The organism is Mycolicibacterium agri (genome assembly GCF_002553505.1).
GTDB lineage: Bacteria > Actinomycetota > Actinomycetes > Mycobacteriales > Mycobacteriaceae > Mycobacterium > Mycobacterium agri.
Genome location: NZ_PDCP01000012.1, coordinates 104,973 through 121,104, shown reverse-complemented (window position 1 = coordinate 121,104; position 16,132 = coordinate 104,973). Strand labels below are relative to the sequence as shown.

11 protein-coding genes and 1 pseudogene are annotated in these 16,132 nt (G+C 68.1%); 8 read left to right on the top strand and 4 right to left on the bottom strand.

Annotated features, from left to right (window positions below; all coding sequences use genetic code 11):
* Positions 1–118: 118 nt before the first annotated feature.
* Together CQY20_RS09080 and CQY20_RS09075 are read right to left on the bottom strand one after the other, a co-directional pair.
* Positions 119–2,026, bottom strand: a complete 1,908-nt coding sequence (locus tag CQY20_RS09080; RefSeq protein ID WP_097939754.1) for an ABC transporter ATP-binding protein — start codon at positions 2,024–2,026, stop codon at positions 119–121.
* An 8-nt stretch (positions 2,027–2,034) separates the two neighbouring features.
* Entirely contained in the window at positions 2,035–3,786 is a 1,752-nt protein-coding gene (locus tag CQY20_RS09075) for an ABC transporter ATP-binding protein (protein ID WP_097939739.1), read from the bottom strand.
* Between the two features lie 165 nt (positions 3,787–3,951).
* On the opposite strand from CQY20_RS09075, the gene CQY20_RS09070 reads away from it, so the two are divergent.
* Together CQY20_RS09070 and CQY20_RS09065 are read left to right on the top strand one after the other, a co-directional pair.
* On the top strand, positions 3,952–4,455 hold the full coding sequence (locus CQY20_RS09070; protein WP_163701358.1) for a DUF3558 domain-containing protein: 504 nt from the start codon (positions 3,952–3,954) through the stop codon (positions 4,453–4,455).
* Between the two features lie 8 nt (positions 4,456–4,463).
* Positions 4,464–5,009: a DUF3558 domain-containing protein gene (locus CQY20_RS09065; RefSeq protein WP_163701356.1), complete on the top strand. Its 546-nt coding sequence runs from the start codon at positions 4,464–4,466 to the stop codon at positions 5,007–5,009.
* Between the two features lie 3 nt (positions 5,010–5,012).
* Here the strand turns inward: CQY20_RS09065 and CQY20_RS09060 are convergent, their stop codons facing one another.
* Positions 5,013–5,519, bottom strand: a complete 507-nt coding sequence (locus tag CQY20_RS09060) for a SixA phosphatase family protein (protein ID WP_097939752.1) — start codon at positions 5,517–5,519, stop codon at positions 5,013–5,015.
* Positions 5,520–5,618: 99 nt separating this feature from the next.
* Here CQY20_RS09060 and CQY20_RS09055 point away from each other — a divergent pair, with 99 nt between their 5' ends.
* From CQY20_RS09055 to CQY20_RS09030, 6 genes and pseudogenes are all read left to right on the top strand, one after another.
* Complete coding sequence (locus CQY20_RS09055; protein WP_097939737.1) at positions 5,619–6,779, top strand: metallophosphoesterase family protein; 1,161 nt, start codon at positions 5,619–5,621, stop codon at positions 6,777–6,779.
* Positions 6,776–9,394, top strand: a complete 2,619-nt coding sequence (locus CQY20_RS09050; protein ID WP_097939736.1) for an AAA family ATPase — start codon at positions 6,776–6,778, stop codon at positions 9,392–9,394. Before CQY20_RS09055 ends, CQY20_RS09050 begins: the two co-directional genes overlap by 4 nt.
* Positions 9,395–9,422: 28 nt before the next feature.
* Positions 9,423–10,961, top strand: a pseudogene (locus tag CQY20_RS09045) (GMC family oxidoreductase).
* 171 nt (positions 10,962–11,132) lie between these two features.
* Entirely contained in the window at positions 11,133–12,386 is a 1,254-nt protein-coding gene (locus CQY20_RS09040) for an alpha/beta hydrolase (protein WP_097939751.1), read from the top strand.
* A 49-nt stretch (positions 12,387–12,435) separates the two neighbouring features.
* On the top strand, positions 12,436–13,092 hold the full coding sequence (locus CQY20_RS09035; RefSeq protein ID WP_097939735.1) for a hypothetical protein: 657 nt from the start codon (positions 12,436–12,438) through the stop codon (positions 13,090–13,092).
* A complete protein-coding gene (locus CQY20_RS09030; protein ID WP_097939734.1) occupies positions 13,089–14,465 on the top strand; it encodes a hypothetical protein in 1,377 nt (458 codons plus the stop codon). The genes CQY20_RS09035 and CQY20_RS09030 overlap by 4 nt, the downstream gene beginning before the upstream one ends.
* Before the next feature lie 13 nt (positions 14,466–14,478).
* Here CQY20_RS09030 and CQY20_RS09025 read toward each other — a convergent pair whose 3' ends face one another.
* Complete coding sequence (locus CQY20_RS09025; protein WP_234816164.1) at positions 14,479–16,122, bottom strand: oligopeptide ABC transporter substrate-binding protein OppA; 1,644 nt, start codon at positions 16,120–16,122, stop codon at positions 14,479–14,481.
* Positions 16,123–16,132: the final 10 nt, after the last annotated feature.

The following is a 16,132-nucleotide window of genomic DNA, read 5'->3' as shown; positions in this document are numbered from 1 at the left end:
ATAATCCAGGGATAAGCCTTCAGATACACAACAACCTCCAACAAGGTGGCTGTTGCAATCACCCCCAGAAATCGCCCTGGAACTTTGCGGGCATTAGCGTCTGCTCGCGGAAGGGAAATCAGGCCTGCGCCATCGCCCAGTACTCGCCGTGGCGCGCCAGCAGCTCGGCGTGGCTGCCCCGTTCGACGATCCTGCCGTCCTCCATCACCAGGATCTGGTCGGCGTCGCGGATGGTCGACAGCCGGTGGGCGATGATGAAGCTGGTGCGGTCGCGGCGTAGTTCGACCATCGCGTGCTGCACCAACAGCTCGGTGCGGGTGTCCACCGAACTCGTCGCCTCGTCGAGGATCAGCAGTTGCGGGCGGGCCAGGAATGCGCGCGCGATGGTGATCAGCTGTTTCTCGCCTGCGCTGATGTTGCCGCCGTCGTCGCTGACGCGGGTGTCGTAGCCGTCGGGGAGTGTGTGCACGAACCGGTCGACGTAGGCGGCGCGCGCGGCCTCGATCACCTCGTCCTCGTCGGCGTCGGGTCTGCCGTAGGCGATGTTGTCGCAAATGGTGCCGCCGAACAGCCAGGTGTCCTGCAGCACCATGCCGATTCGCGACCGCAGCGATTCGCGGCTGACGGTGGCGATGTCGACGCCGTCGATGAGGATGCGGCCCGAGTCGACGTCGTAGAACCGCATCAACAGATTCACCAGCGTGGTCTTGCCCGCACCGGTGGGCCCGACGATCGCGACCGTGCTGCCCGGCTCGGCGACCAGCGACAGGTCCTCGATGACCGGCGTGCCCGGCCGGTAGGCGAAGTCGACATGGTCGAACTCCACCCGCACCCCGCCCGGCCTTTCGCCGGATTCTCGGGCGGTGGGGAACGCCCGCGCCGGGTCGGGTGATTCCTCCTCGGCGTCGAGCAGGTCGAAGACCCGCTCCGCGCTGGCGATGCCCGACTGCAGTGTGTTGTACATGCCGGCGACTTGCGTCAGCGGCTGATTGAACTGGCGCACGTACTGGATGAACGCCTGAATGCTGCCGAGGGTGATCTGGCCGGTGGCCACCTGAATTCCGCCGACCACGGCCACCGCGACGTAGCTGAGATTGCCGATGAAGGTCGTTGCGGGCCCGACCAGCCCGGAGAAGAACTGCGCGCCGCGGCTGGCATGGTAGACGTCGTCGTTGCGCTGGCGGAACGTCTCCTCCGCCTGGGCCCGGTGCCCGAATGTCTTGACCAGTGTGAAACCGCTGTAGGTCTCCTCGATGTGGGCGGTCATCCGCCCGGTGTTCGCCCACTGCGCGACGAACAACCGCTGCGAGCGGCGCGCGATCTCGCGGGTCACATACAGCGACAGCGGCACCGTGACGACGGCCAGCAGCGTCAGCAGCGGCGAGATCGTCAACATCATCGCCAGCACGGCCACCACCGTCAGCAGCGACGTCAACAGCTGGCTGATCGTCATCGACAGCGACGTCGCGACGTTGTCGACGTCGTTGGTGACCCGGCTCAGCACCTCGCCGCGCTGGCGGGTGTCGAAATACGACAGCGGCAGCCGGTGCAGTTTGTCCTCGACGTCGGACCGCAATGCCACCATCGTGCGCTGCACCACCACGTTCAGCAGCCGCGCCTGCAGCCAAACCATCAGCGCAGCAAGCAGATACAGGCCGAGCGCCAGCAGCAGCGTGCGACCGACCGCCCCGAAGTCCACGCCGCGTCCAGGTACGACGTTCATGCCCGACAGCAGGTCGGCGAACGCGTTGTCGCCGCGGGTCCGGGCCGCCGCGATCGCCTCCTCCTTGGTGAGCCCTGCGGGTAGCTCCCGGCCGATGACGCCGTTGAACAACAGGTCGGTGGCGTGGCCGAGAATCCGCGGACCGATCACGCCGAGCACGATTCCGCCGACACCGAGCAGAATCACCGCTGCGGTCATGCCGCGTTGCGGCGTAAGGCGTTTCAGCAGACGGATGGCCGAACCCTTGAAGTCGCGAGAGCGTTCCGTCGGCGACTGCACCATGCCGCGTATCGGCCGAGCCATCGGTTGCGTCACGGCCGACCTCGGACACCGGCGCCGACGGCTTGCGAATCGGCGAACTCGGCGTAGGTGGGGCAGTCGGCCAGCAGCTCGTCGTGGGTGCCGGTGCCCACCACTTTGCCGTCGTCGATGACGACGATCTGGTCGGCGCTTGCGATCGTCGAAATGCGTTGGGCGACGATGACGACGGTGGAGTCGGCTGACACTTCGGCGAGCGCGGCCCGTACTCTTGCGTCGGTGCGTACGTCGAGGGCGGAGAACGCGTCGTCGAACAGATAGATCGCGGGTCTGCGGATGACGGCGCGTGCGATCGCGAGCCGCTGGCGTTGCCCGCCGGAGAAGTTGATGCCGCCCTGCGCGACGGGCATGTTCAAGCCGTCGGCGTGCGCACGCACGAAACCGTCGGCCGACGCCACCCGTAGCGCCTCCCACATGTCGTCTTCGGTGAGCACCTGTCCGGGAGCCGCGCCCAGCGCCAGATTGTCGGCGACGGTGCCGGAGAACAGGTAGCCCCGTTGCGGCACCAATCCGATTGCGGCCCAGAGCGCTTCGGTGTCATAGTCGCGCACGTCGATGCCGTCGACGCGAACTGACCCGGACGTGACGTCGTACATGCGACAGATCAGCGACACCAGCGTCGACTTGCCCGAGCCGGTGGATCCGACGATCGCAGTCGTGGTGCCGGGCTTCGCGGTGAACGAAACATCCTGCAGCACAGGCCGATCAGCCCCGGGATAGCTGAATGTCGCGTCACGCAGGCTGATCTCGCCGGTCACCGTCGGCGGCCGCACGGGGTCAGCCGGGCTGGTGATCACGGGTTCGGTGGACAACACCTCGACGATGCGCTCCGCAGACGCCGACGCGCGCGGTATGAGCACCAGGATGAACGTCGCCAGCAGCACCGCCATCAGGATCTGCATGAAATACTGCAGGAACGCGATCAGTGAGCCCACCTGCATCTGGCCGGCGTCGATGCGCAGCCCGCCGAACCAGATCAGGGCGACGCTGGAGACGTTGATCACCAGCGTGGTCACCGGCAGCATCAGCGCCTGCCAGCGCCCCGCCGTCAGCGCGGTGTCCGACAGCGCCTGGCTGGCCTCGCCGAAGCGATTGCGTTCGAACGGCTCTCGCGCGAACGCGCGGATCACCCTGATGCCGGAGAGCTGCTCGCGCATGACCCGGTTGACGCCGTCGATGAGCCTTTGCATGCGGCGGAAGATCGGCAACAGATGCGACACGATCCAGTAGTTGGCCAGTGCCAGCACCGGCACGCTGACCAGCAGCAGCCAGGACAGTCCGGCGTCCTGGTGCACGGCCATGAAAATCCCGCCGATCGACATGATCGGCGCGGTGATCAGCATGGTGCACGTCAGCTGCACCAACAGTTGGATCTGCTGCACGTCGTTGGTGGTGCGGGTGAGCAGCGACGGGGCGCCGAACCGCGCGGTCTCCGCCGCCGAGAACCCCGTGACGTGGTGAAACATCGCCGAGCGCAGATCGCGGCCGACGCCCGTCGCCGAGCGCGACCCGAAATACACCGCCCCGACCGCGCACACCACCTGCAGCGCGGTGACGGCGAGCATCACCCCGCCGAGTTCGACGATGGTGGCGGTGTCGCCTTTGGCCACCCCGTCGTCGATGATCGCGGCGTTGACCGTGGGCAGATAGAGGGATGCCAGCGTGCTGATCACCTGGAGCAGTGCGACGACAGCCAGCAACCCGCGGTAGGGCCGCACATACTGCCGCAGCAGTGCCAGGAGCATCCCGTTACTTTCGCATACAACCCTGCCCGTTCGCGGGCACCCCGACGGCGATTTGCTGGCTAAAACAGCAGGTCAGCGTGTCTCTTACGGTGGTGTTCGGCAGCTGCCGCTACAGTGTGCGCTGTGATCCCCAGCAACGTGAAGCTGCTGGCCGCCGCGGCGGCCATGATTCCGGTGTTGGCGGCGTGCTCCGAGTCGGATTCGACGTCTCCCGAGGTTCCGTCCAGTCCGCCGACGGCGCAGGGCGTCACCCACGGGCCGTTCTTCCCGCAGTGCGGGGGCATCAGCGATGAGACGATGACCGAGCTCACCCGGGTCCCCGGCCTGGTCAACACGGCGAAGAATTCCGTCGGTTGCCAGTGGCTGGCCGGCGGGGGCATCGTCGGCCCCCACTTCTCTTTCAGCTGGTACCGCGGCAGTCCGATCGGGCGTGAACGTAAAACCGAGGAACTGTCCCGCGCCAGCGTGGAGGACATCAACATCGAAGGCCACGACGGATTCATCGCGGTCGGTGAGGATCCGATCCTCGGCACCAACCTGTGCGAGATCGGCATTCAGTACGACGATGACTTCATCGAATGGTCCATCAGCTTCGCGCAGAAGCCCTTCCCCGATCCGTGCGACGTGGCCAAAGAAGTGACCCGTCAGTCGATAGTCAACGCCAAATGACCGCATCAATGCGCCGGATTCTCGCCGCCGTCGTGGCCGTGCTGGCCACGGTGACGTTGCTGGTTGGCTGCTCGCGCACGGTGGAAGGCACGGCGGCCAAGGCCGGCTCCGGCGACGTGCCGCGCAACGACGACTCCGAACGGCAGTATCCGAACCTGCTCAAGGAGTGCGAGGTGTTGACCGAGGACATCCTCGCCAAGACCGTCGGCGCTGATCCGCTCGACATCCAGAGCACGTTCGTCGGTGCGATCTGCCGCTGGCAGGCGGCCAATCCGGCCGGGCTGATCGACATCACCCGCTTCTGGTTCGAGCAGGGCAGCCTCGACAACGAGCGCCGCACCGCCGATCAGCTTGAGTATCAGGTGGAAAGTCGCAACATCGCGGGCGTGCCGTCGATCGTGATGCGCCCGCCCAACGACCCCAACGGGTCGTGCGGTGTGGCCAGCGACGCCGGCGGCGTGGTGGGCTGGTGGGTCAACCCGCAGAACCCGGGCATCGACGCCTGCGGGATGGCCATCAAGCTGATGGAACTCACGCTGGCCACCAGTTCCTAGCTCCTAGCGAGGCACGTGGAACGTGACCAGTGCGGCGCTGTTGAGCGTCAGTTGGTCCCACGGCTGCGCGGTGCGCAGCACCGCGATCGCTGACGTCGGAAATTTCATCGAAATGTGTTCGGCGGCAGTCGTGTTGCTGCCTTCTGCCGTCGCCAGGCCCAGCGCCACCGATGACATTGCCGGTTCGTGGCCGATCACCAGCAGTGTCTCCGCCTCGGGGTCGGCGAGGTTGATCTCCTCGATCACCGTGCCCGGCGTGGCGTCGTAGAGCCGATCCCGATAGCGCACCGGCGCGTCGATTCGCGTTCGCGACAGCGTTTCACGGGTGCGGGTGGCGGTCGAGCACAGCACCAGATCCACGGGCGGCGTGTTGGCCCGCAGCCAGTCCCCGGCCAGCGCGGCTTCGCGCCGCCCTCGTGCCGCCAGCGGGCGTTCGTGATCGGTCACCCCTGGCGGGTAGTCGGACTTCGCGTGCCGAAGCAACAGCAGAGTGCGATAGCGATCGCTCACCACATCACCGTAGGGCATGCCGACGCAGGTCCACGGAGTTGTCGGCGGCCAGTCCTACACTCGCCACACCTAGCAAATTTGAGGGACGGGGAGGTCGAGATGCGATTCGTGCACACCGCCGATTGGCAGCTCGGGATGACCCGCTATTTCCTCAACGGCGAGGCGCAGCCCCGCTATTCGGCAGCCCGCCGCGACGTGGTGGCGGCGCTCGGTCCGCTGGCCGAACAGTCGAACGCCGAGTTCGTCGTCGTGGCCGGCGACGTGTTCGAGCACAACCAGTTGGCACCGCGCGTGGTCAGCCAGTCCCTGGAGGCCATGCGCGCCATCGGCGTTCCGGTCTACCTGCTGCCCGGCAATCACGACCCGCTCGACGCCGCGTCGGTGTACACCAGCGCGCTGTTCACCGCCGAATGCCCCGACAATGTCAGGGTTCTCGACCGGCCGGGTGTTCATCGGGTGCGCGACGGCCTGGAAATCCTTGCGGCGCCGTGGACGTCGAAAGCTCCCACCACCGACCTCATCGCGGAGGTGATCGACGGCCTGCCCGCCGACGGCACCACCCGCATCGTCGTCGGCCACGGCGCGGTCGACATCCTGGTGCCGGACAAGGACCGGCCGTCGCTGATCGCTCTCGAGGCGCTGCACGCCGCCATCTCGCGCGGCGCGGTGCACTATGTCGCGTTGGGCGACAAGCACTCCCGCATGCAGGTCGGCAACTCCGGCCGGATCTGGTACTCCGGTTCACCCGAGGTCACCAACTATGACGACATCGAACCCGATCCCGGCCATGTGCTGGTGGTCGACATCGATGAGGACCAGCCCAGCCGTCCGGTCAGCGTCGACGCGCGACGCGTAGGCCGGTGGCGTTTCGTGACGCTGCATCACTCGGTCGACGACAGCCGCGACATCGCCGACCTCGACATCAATCTCGACCTGATGGCCGACAAGGAACGCACCGTCGTGCGGCTGGCGCTGACCGGCTCGCTGACGGTCACCGACAAGGCCGCGCTCGATGCGTGCCTGGACAAGTACACCCGGCTGTTCGCGGCGTTCGGGCTGTGGGAGAAGCAGTCCGAGATCGCGGTTATTCCGGCCGATGGCGAGTTCGACGACCTCGGCATCGGCGGGTTCGCGGCGGCCGCGGTCGACGAACTGGTGGCCACCGCACGCGCAGGCGGCGAGGACGCCGACGACGCCAGGGCGGCGCTGTCGCTACTGCTGCGCCTGGTCGAGCGGGGAGCCGATAGGGGGATCGCATGAGGCTGCACCGACTGGTCCTGACGAATTATCGCGGCATCACACACCGCGAGATCCAATTCCCCGACAGCGGGGTGGTGGTGGTCAGCGGCGCCAACGAGATCGGGAAATCCTCGATGATCGAGGCGCTCGATCTGCTGCTCGAGGCCAAGGACCGGTCGACAAAAAAGGAAGTCAAACAGGTCAAACCGACGCACGCCGACGTCGGCGCCGAGATCACAGCCGAAATCACCACGGGCCCTTTCCGTTTCGTTTATCACAAGCGGTTCCACAAGCGCGCCGAGACGCACCTGACCGTGCTGGAGCCCCGTCGCGAGCAGCTCACCGGGGACGAGGCCCACGACCGAGTCCGCGCGATCCTTGCCGAGACGGTCGACACGGACCTGTGGCAGGCGCAGCGTGTGCTGCAGGCGGCGTCGACGGCGCCGGTTGATCTGTCGGGTTGCGACGCGCTGTCCCGCGCGCTCGACGTCGCGGCGGGCGAGGCCGTGCAACTGTCCGGGGCCGAGCCCTTGTTGATCGACCGGATAAACGCCGAGTATCTGCGCTACTTCACGCCGACCGGCCGACCGACCGGCGAATGGGCCGCCGCGACCAAGCGGCTGCGCGACGCCGACGCCGAGGTGGCCCGCTGCGCGGCCGCCGTCGCCGAGGTCGACGACGCGGTCCGTACGCATGCCACGCTGACCGCCGATCTGGCGCGGCTCGCCGAGGAGAGGGCGGCGGCGGTCGAGAAGCTCGCCGCCGCAAGGAAAGCCGCCGACGAGGTCGCCGCGCTGACCCAACAGCTCAAGCAGGCCGAAGTGGTCGCCGCGGCCGCCGAGGCCACGCTCGAGGCGTCCGTCGCCGCGCTGACGGAGCGGCGCAGGCTGCGCGCCGAGGTGGACGAGCGCGCCGCCGCGGTCGCCGAACTGGAAACCGCCGCGGCCCAAGCGCACGAAGAGGAACTGACCGCCAAGGAAGTGCATGAGGCCGCCGAGGCCGCCGCCGACGCGGCGCGTGCCGCCGTCGAGGCCAGCCAGGCCCGCGTGGACGCCGCCCGACGAGCGGTCGAGCAGCTGTCCGACCGCGACGAGGCCGACCGGCTGGCGCGGCGCCTGACCAAGATCGACAGCGCCAACGCCGAGATCGGCCGCCTGGAGCGGGAGTTGGCATCGATCGCGGTGACCGACGCGCTGATGCGGGACATCGAAACAGCGGCCGCCGCCGTCGAACTCGCTGCCGCGCAGGCCGAGCTGGCGTCGGCCCACATCGAGGTCGTCGCCGCGGCCGACGTCGAGCTGCAGGTCGGCGGCCAGACTGTCACCCTGCCCGCGGGCGCCACGTGGTCGGCCAACGCCACCACACCGACCGAGTTCGCGGTGCCGGGAGTGCTGACCGCTCGGGTGGTGCCAGGCGCGCCTGCATCCGATACGCAGGCCAAACTCGATGCCGCGCAACAGGTGCTGTCCGATGCGCTGGCCGCAGCCAAGGTCGACGACGTCGCAAGCGCGCGGACGCTCGATCACCGCAGGCGGGAACTGGTGAGCGCCAAAGACAAGCTGACCGCCACCGTGCACGGCCTGATCGGCGACGACGACGTCGAGGCGCTGCGGGCCCGGCTCGCCGAACTGTCCTCCGATGACGGCTCCGAAGACCCGCCCGCGACGGATCCGCGGCGCGCTCGCGCCGAGCTCGACGAAGCCACCGCCGCACATCGAAAGGCGGTCGCCGACTGCGAAACTCACCGCAAGGTAGCCGCGGCGGCGACAAAACGGTTGGGGGAGAGGTCGACAGAGGCCGCGACGGCGCGGGAGAAGGTGACGACGAGCTATGCGGAGCTTGTCGCCAGACGTGACCGGCTGCACCAGCAGCGCGCGACGGTGAGCGACGACGATCTGCTCGTCAAGGCCGAAGCCGACATGGAGAAGGCCCGCCGCGCCACCGGTCTCGTCGCCGACCTGGGCGGTGAATTGGCCCGCTGCGCACCGGATAACGTCGCCGCCGCACTTGACGAGGCCGAGCGGCGGGTGGACACGCTGACCCGCAGGCACGACGAGGTCGCCGACGAGCTGCGGGTGGTCGCCGCGCAGCTGAAGGTGTACGGCACCGAGGGCCGCAAATGCCAGCTGGACGCCGCCGAAACCGAACGCGAACACGCCGAGGCCGAGTACCTGCGGGTGCACCGGCGCGCTCGCGCCGCGCAGCTGTTGCGCTCGGTGATGAACCGCCACCGCGACGCCACCCGTCAGCGCTATGTCGATCCGTTCCGCGATCAGGTGGAGCGTCTGGGCCGCATCGTGTTCGGTGACACGTTCGAGGTGGAGATCGACCCGCAGCTGCGAATCTGCAGCCGCACCCTGTCGGGCCGCACCGTGCCGTACGAATCGTTGTCCGGCGGCGCGAAGGAACAACTCGGCATCGTCGCGAGACTCGCCGGCGCCGCGCTGGTTGCCAAGGAGGACAGCGTTCCCGTCGTGATCGACGACGCGTTGGGGTTCACCGACCCCGACCGGCTGGTCAAGATGGGCGCGGTGTTCGACGCCGTCGGCGGCGACGGTCAAGTCATCGTGCTGACGTGCAGCCCGCAGCGCTACGAGAGCGTCGGGGCCGCACACCACATCGAACTGTCCGCGTAACGGCGCGCCACCTCCTAGACTGCCGCGGATGGAGGCCGACTACGTCGTCGTGGGAACGGGTTCTGCCGGGTCGGTGCTGGCCGGCCGGCTGAGCGAAGATCCCGTCGTCTCGGTCGTCGTGCTCGAAGCCGGCCCCAGGGGCAAGAACAGGTTCATCCGGATCCCCGCGGCGTTCTCGAAGCTGTTCCGCAGCGAGGTCGACTGGGACTACCTGACCGAACCGCAGAAGCAACTCGACGGTCGCCGGATCTACTGGCCGCGCGGCAAGATGCTGGGCGGGTCGTCGTCGATGAACGCGATGATGTGGGTGCGCGGATTCGCCGCCGACTACGACGAGTGGGGTGAACTGGCCGGCCCCGATTGGGACTTCGCGCATGTGTCGAAGTATTTCGACAGGATCGAGGCGGGCCCGCTCGTCATCTCCCCGCTGCGCAGCCCGTGCCCGTCGACCGCGGCGTTCCTCAACGCCGTGTAGGACTGCGGCTTCTCGGTCGAGAACCCCAATTGCGATGCGCCGGAGGGCTTCTGCCAGACGATCGTCACCCAGCGCAGAGGCGCCCGGTGGAGTGCCGCCGACGCCTACCTCAAACCCGCGCTGCGGCGGCCGAATCTGACGCTGCATACCGAGGCGACCGTCACCCGCGTGCTGTTCGACGGGCGGCGCGCGGTCGGAGTCGAGTTCATCCAGCTCGGCCAGCGGCGGGTGGTGCGGGCCCGCCGCGAGGTCGTGTTGGCCTGCGGCGCAGTCAACAGCCCGCAGTTGTTGATGCTGTCGGGCGTCGGCGACGGCGAGCAGCTGACCAAGCACGGCATCGACGTGGTCGCGGACGTCGGCGAGGTCGGCCAGAACCTGATGGACCATCTCGTCGCGCCCGTCGGGTTCGACGTGTCCACGGCCGACACGCTGGTCGCCGCCGAGAAGCCGCTGCAGCTGGCCAACTTCCTGCTGCGGCGACGCGGCATGCTCACCTCCAACGTCGGCGAGGCGTACGGCTTCGTCCGCAGCCGCCCCGATCTCGACGTGCCCGACCTCGAGCTGATCTTCGCGCCCGCCCCGTTCTTCGACGAAGGCATCGGCGACCCGTACGACCGGCACGCCGTCGTGATCGGGCCGATCCTGGTCAAGCCCCGCAGCCGCGGCAGCATCACGCTGCGGTCGGCCGACCCGATGGACAAGCCGATCATCGACCCGCAATACCTCAGCGACGACGCCGGCGCCGACCGGGCCGCGCTGATGGCGGGACTGCGAATCACGGCCCGCATCGCCCAGTCGCCTTCTATGTGCGCAGTGCTCGGCGCCATCGCCCGGCCACGCGGCGCGACGAGCCTCGACGACGAAACGCTGGAAACGGCCCTGACCGCGCAGTCGCACACGCTCTACCATCCCGTCGCCACCTGCCGGATGGGCAAGGACGAGGCCAGCGTGGTGGACCCGCAGTTGCGGGTCCGCGGTGTCGACGGGCTGCGGGTGGCCGACGCGTCGGTGATGCCCGCGATCGTTCGCGGCCACACCCACGCGCCCAGTGTGCTCATCGGTGAGAAGGCCGCCGACCTCATCCGTGCCTAATCCGGCCCAATCCGCGCGGACTCACCTCGAAGCGAGGGCTCACCTCATAGCGCGAGCAGACAGCAATGCCCGCAAAAGCCCAGGTCAAGGGGAACTTTAGCGTCTTCTCGCCGTAGGAACTCGCGGCGGCGTTCGCGCAGTCACCGCCCGCGCGCAGGGAGAATGGTCGCAATGACCATGAACGCCAAGCGCCGCCGCGCGCACGACAAGCTGGCCGCGCTGCCGGGCGTCGGCTCGGTGCGGCGACCGGTGGCACCCGGCAGGGACGACGAATTCGACCTGTTCTACGCCCGCAGCGGGCCCAGGTCGACGACGCCCGTGGTGATCATCCCCGGCGGCCCGGGTGCGGCCTCGGTCGGGCTGTATCGGGGGCTGCGCAGGCACGCGGCGGCCCGGGGACTCGACGTCATCATGATCGACCACCGCGGGGTGGGGATGTCCCGTCACGACGACGACGGCGCCGACCTCCCGCCGGAAGCACTCACCATCGACCAAGCCGTCAACGACGTCGCCGCCGTTCTCGACGACGCCGGAGCCGACAAGGCGGTCATCTACGGCACGTCCTACGGCACCTACCTGGCCGCGGGAGTCGGCGCGCGTCACCCGGATCGGGTGCAGGCCATGGTGCTCGACTCCCCGGTGTTGTCGGCGCGCGACATCGACGCTGTGCGCGACGAAACGCGCCGCGTGCTGTGGGACGGCGCGGTGCCCGAGGCCGCCGACCTGGCACCGAAGGTGCGCAAACTGGTCGGCGACGGCGTATTGACCCCTGCCGCCGGGCAATTGACCGCGGCCGTCTACGGTCTCGCCGGGCCCACGGTGCTGACTCGCCAACTCGACCTTCTGCTGCAGGGCCGCCACGTCCTCTGGACGCTTCTCAATCGGGCGTCGCAACTGATGTTCGAACGCAAGACGCCCTACCGCAACGAACCGGACCTGGTCGGCCGCATCGGTTTTCGGGAACTGAATTATGGCGCGACACCCGACGGCAAGCCGCTCGACCCGGCGGTGGCGTTCCGCGAGATGGCTGTCGAATCAGTGGAATTCGAGGCCGAGCCCTACGATCTGGCCGCAGAGATGCCGAAGTTCAGCTGGCCGACGGTCGTCATCTCCGGTGGCCGCGACCTCATCACCCCGCGCTCGGTCGCCGAAAAGATCGTGTCGCTGATCCCCGGCGCGGTGCTCGTCGAATTGGCGACCGCGGGCCACAGCGCCATCGATTCCCGCGAACGGGCCGCTCTCGACATCCTCGAAGCGACGTGCGCAGGCACGACCGCTTCGCTGCCCGCGCGGGCCAAGGAACTGGACGCGAAGCCACCCGGCCTCGGCGTTCGGCTGCTGGTCGGGGCGCTCGGCGCCGCCGCCGTCGTCGAATCGGCGTTACCCGCAGCGATACCCCGCGCGCTGCAGCGGGTCACCTCGTAAACAGGAATCGCGTCATGGCGCAGAGCGCCGATACGGCAAAATGAGGCGGATGACCACCATTTCCCAGGCGATTCAGGCGCCGCCGCTGGACGAGTTCCTCGTCTCACCGGGCTTCGCCGGTACTGCGGCTGTGGTCGCGGCGTTGATTGTGTTGTGCGCCGCGCTATACGCAGGTCGACGGGCGGGCAAGAGGTTCGACCGCGAGTTCGAGCAGCGCGAGCGTCATCATGAAGAAGTCCGCGACGCCCAGCAGCATGCCGCCGCCACCGCGCAGTGTTGGGAGACGCTGAAGTGGCTGGTCAAGACCGCAGGCATCGAACCGGCCTCACATGAGGGCGCCACTCTTGGCCTCGGCCCGGAACTCGCGATGGCGATCCTGCGGGGCCTGCTGCGCGACGCCGAACGCCTCGGCGACGAAACCCTCGCCGACGCCGTCACCGTCTACCAGAATCAGTTCGCGCTGATCCTGGCGCAGCAGGGCGGCCCGCTGGCCGAACTCGCCGCAAAGGCGCCGGGTCCGCAGACCCAGCCGACCACCGCGAAAAGCCCGACCCCGCAATTGACTTCGGCGCAAGAAGCCACCACACCGTCGGACGGCAAGCCTGCCAAACAATCCGACAAGCAGCCTGATAGGCAACCCGCACCCGACGAAGCGCCAACGACGGCAACAGAAGTCGCGACCGGTGAACGGCGGCGCAGGCGATGACGGCGACACTGAGCCACATCGGCGACCTCAGCGTCGAGGAGTGGGCCGCGCTGACCCGTCGCGCAGCGGTGGACGCGGTACAGGCCGCCGAGCGCCGCGGCAAGACGCCGCCGCCGGAACTGGTGGCGGTGGCGGCGATGACCGAGCGTGAACTGATTCAGCGTCGCGCGCGCAATGTCCCTGCCGGACAGCGGCTTTCGCCGCTGATGCAACTGGTCGCCGCGGATCACCAGCGGCGCATCGCCGAAGGCCACGCCCGCGACGCATACCAGGACAAGCTGGACGCTGAGGCGGCAGCCGCGGCCGCCCGAGCCGAAGCCGAGCAGTTCTCCCGCACCGCCGAGGCGGCACGGGCGCAGGCCCGCACCGCGCAGCAGCAGGCCGCTCAGAAAGACGCAGAACGGGCCGCCGAGCGCACGGCCGTCGCCGAGGCGCACCAACGCGAGGTGCAGGCGCTGCGCGCAGAGCTGGAACAGGTCCGCGCCGACGCCGAAGCCGAAATCGCCGCCGCACGCGAACAGGCCGCCGCCGCCGAGGCGCGGGCCCAACAGCGGACCGCCGAACGCACGGCGGCCAGCGAGGCCGCCGAGAAGGCGTTGCAGGAGTTGCGAGCCGAGCTTGACCGCACCCGCGCCGACACGGAAGCCGAGATCGCGGCGGCGCGCGAGCGGGCGACCGCCGCCGAGGCGCGGGCCAGGCAACGGGTGGCCGAACGCACCGAGGCCAGCGAGGCCGCCGAGAAGGCGATGCAGGAGCTACGCCGCGAACTCGAACGTGTCCGGGCCGACGCCGAATCGCAGGTGGCCGCGGCGCGTGGCTGGGCCAAAGGCGAAGCGGCCGCCGCACAGGAGGCCGCCGAGGCGGAGGTGGCGCGGGCCTACGCCGCGGCCGAGGACGCGATCCGGCAGGCGCAGGCCGAAGCGGCACGCACCGCCGCGATGCAGCCGCTGATGGTCCCGGTCCCGCCGTTCGAGTTCCGCGCGCAGACCGCCCACATCGAGAACGCGCTCAACGCGCTTCAGCAGATCGACTACATCCTCGAAGTCGGTCTGACCGAAGACGGCGACGGCGACATCTTGCTCGACTTCGATCAGATGCAGACCCTGGTATGGGTGGTGCGAGAGCACGCGATGTATCTGTGCGACGAAACACACACCACCACTAGCGATTTGGGGCGTCATGAGTCTACGGCGGCATATGAGCACGCCGCCAGGGACACATTTCGCGGGTTTCTGCAGCGCATCGAGACCGTGACGCACCAGCTTACGGGTCGCATCGTCGGCCCCGACGCCGAGTTGCTCAACGCAGTCAACGCGATGCTGGCCGACCCGTGGGTCAAGCAGGTCCGCCGCACCGACACCGAGCCGCGGTGAGTCTCACGGCCTGCTACTTCACGAAGCCGATCTTGGTGTAGTCGAGATCGCCGATGCCGGCCGGCCCGAAGTTGGCCAGGTTACTGCGCACCGCGACGTTGCCTGCCGACTGGAACAACGGGAGGCTGAACGCGATCTCAAAGATCAGCTTGTCCATCTCGTTGGCCAAGGCGCGGGCCTTGACGGGATCGAGTTCGTCGAACGTCTCCTCGGCCTTCGCGTCGATCTCAGGGCTGCTGATCTTGCCGAAGTTGCTTTCGGCGTTGGTCGTGTAGATCTGGTTCAGGCAGCACAGCGAGAACGCGTCGCCGACCCAGGTGAACTGGGCGATGTCGAAGTCGCCAGGGATGATGTAGTTGGTGAAGAAGCCAGTGCCGCCCTTGGCGTCGAGCTCGAGCTTCACCCCGATCTGCGCGAGGCTGTTCTGTGCAACCTGGGCGACCTGCTTGGTGGTGTCGGCGTCGTAGAACACGTCGCGAATCACCAACTGGCGGCCGTCCTTTTCACGGAACTGCCCGTTCATCCGCCATCCGAGCCCGTCGAGTTCCTGTTTGGCCTTCTCCGGGTCGTAGGCCACCGGTGCACTGTTGTCTTGGTAGCCCTCCTGCCCGGCGACGAAGATGTGGTTGTTCAGCACGGTCGGTGTCTCCACGAGGCCGCGCTGGACGACGTTGACGATCGCTTGGCGGTCAATGCCTTTGGCAACCGCAAGCCGTAACGCCTTGTCCGACAGGATGGCTCCCGGCGCCCCGTTGAATGTGAGGTGATACCAGCTCGCGCCTGGCGCGCGTCGAATGGAGATGCCCGGTGTGTTGCGCGCGGTGGTGAGTTCGGGCAGCGAGGTGACGCCCGTGGCGTCGATGGTGTTGTTTTGCAGCGCAGGGATGCGCGCCTTGTCGTCGAGCACCAGGTAGGTGATGCTGTCCAGCAGGGGCGGATCGCCCCACCAGTTCGGGTTGCGCGTCAACGTGATTCGTTGCGCGGTGCGGTCGAGTCCGGAGATCATGAAGGGGCCCGCGGACGGTCCAGGCCGGTCGAGTTGGCCGGTGTTGAACACCTCCGGGTTGGCGGTCATGCTCTTGGGCAGCAGCATGGTGTTGCCTGCGAACATGCCTCGCCATTCCGAGAAAGGCTGAGCGAACGTCACCACGGCCTGGCGGTCGTCGACGCCACGGGTGACCTTCTCGACGCGGTCGGCCCCGTTGGTGGCGGCGATGCGGAATTCGGGGTTCTTGCCGCTGGTGGCATTGATCTGGGACGCGATGTCTTCCCACGTGATCGGCGCGCCGTCGCTCCAGACCGCCTTCGGATTGATGGTGTAGGTGACGACCTGTGGGTTCTCGCTGGTCAGCTCGACGTTGGTGAAGTAGTCGGTGTTGACCGTCGTCGACCCGTCGGAGGCGACGCGGAACGCGCGCGGCAGCGTGGCGCGCAGCATGGCCCCCGTGTCGGCTTCGTTGCCGTCGATGTGCAGCGGGTTGAAGTTCGACGGGTAGCCGGCCGTCGCCAGCCGCAGGTTTCCGCCTTGGCGGAGGTTCGCGGGGTCCTGCGGGTTGATGTCGCTGGCCTTGCCGAGCTCGGCGTTGCCCTCGGCCGGTGGCGCCTCCTGCTCGCCGCTCGAGCAGCCGGCAACCACGAGCATCGCTGCCAGTCCCATCGCGAGCACA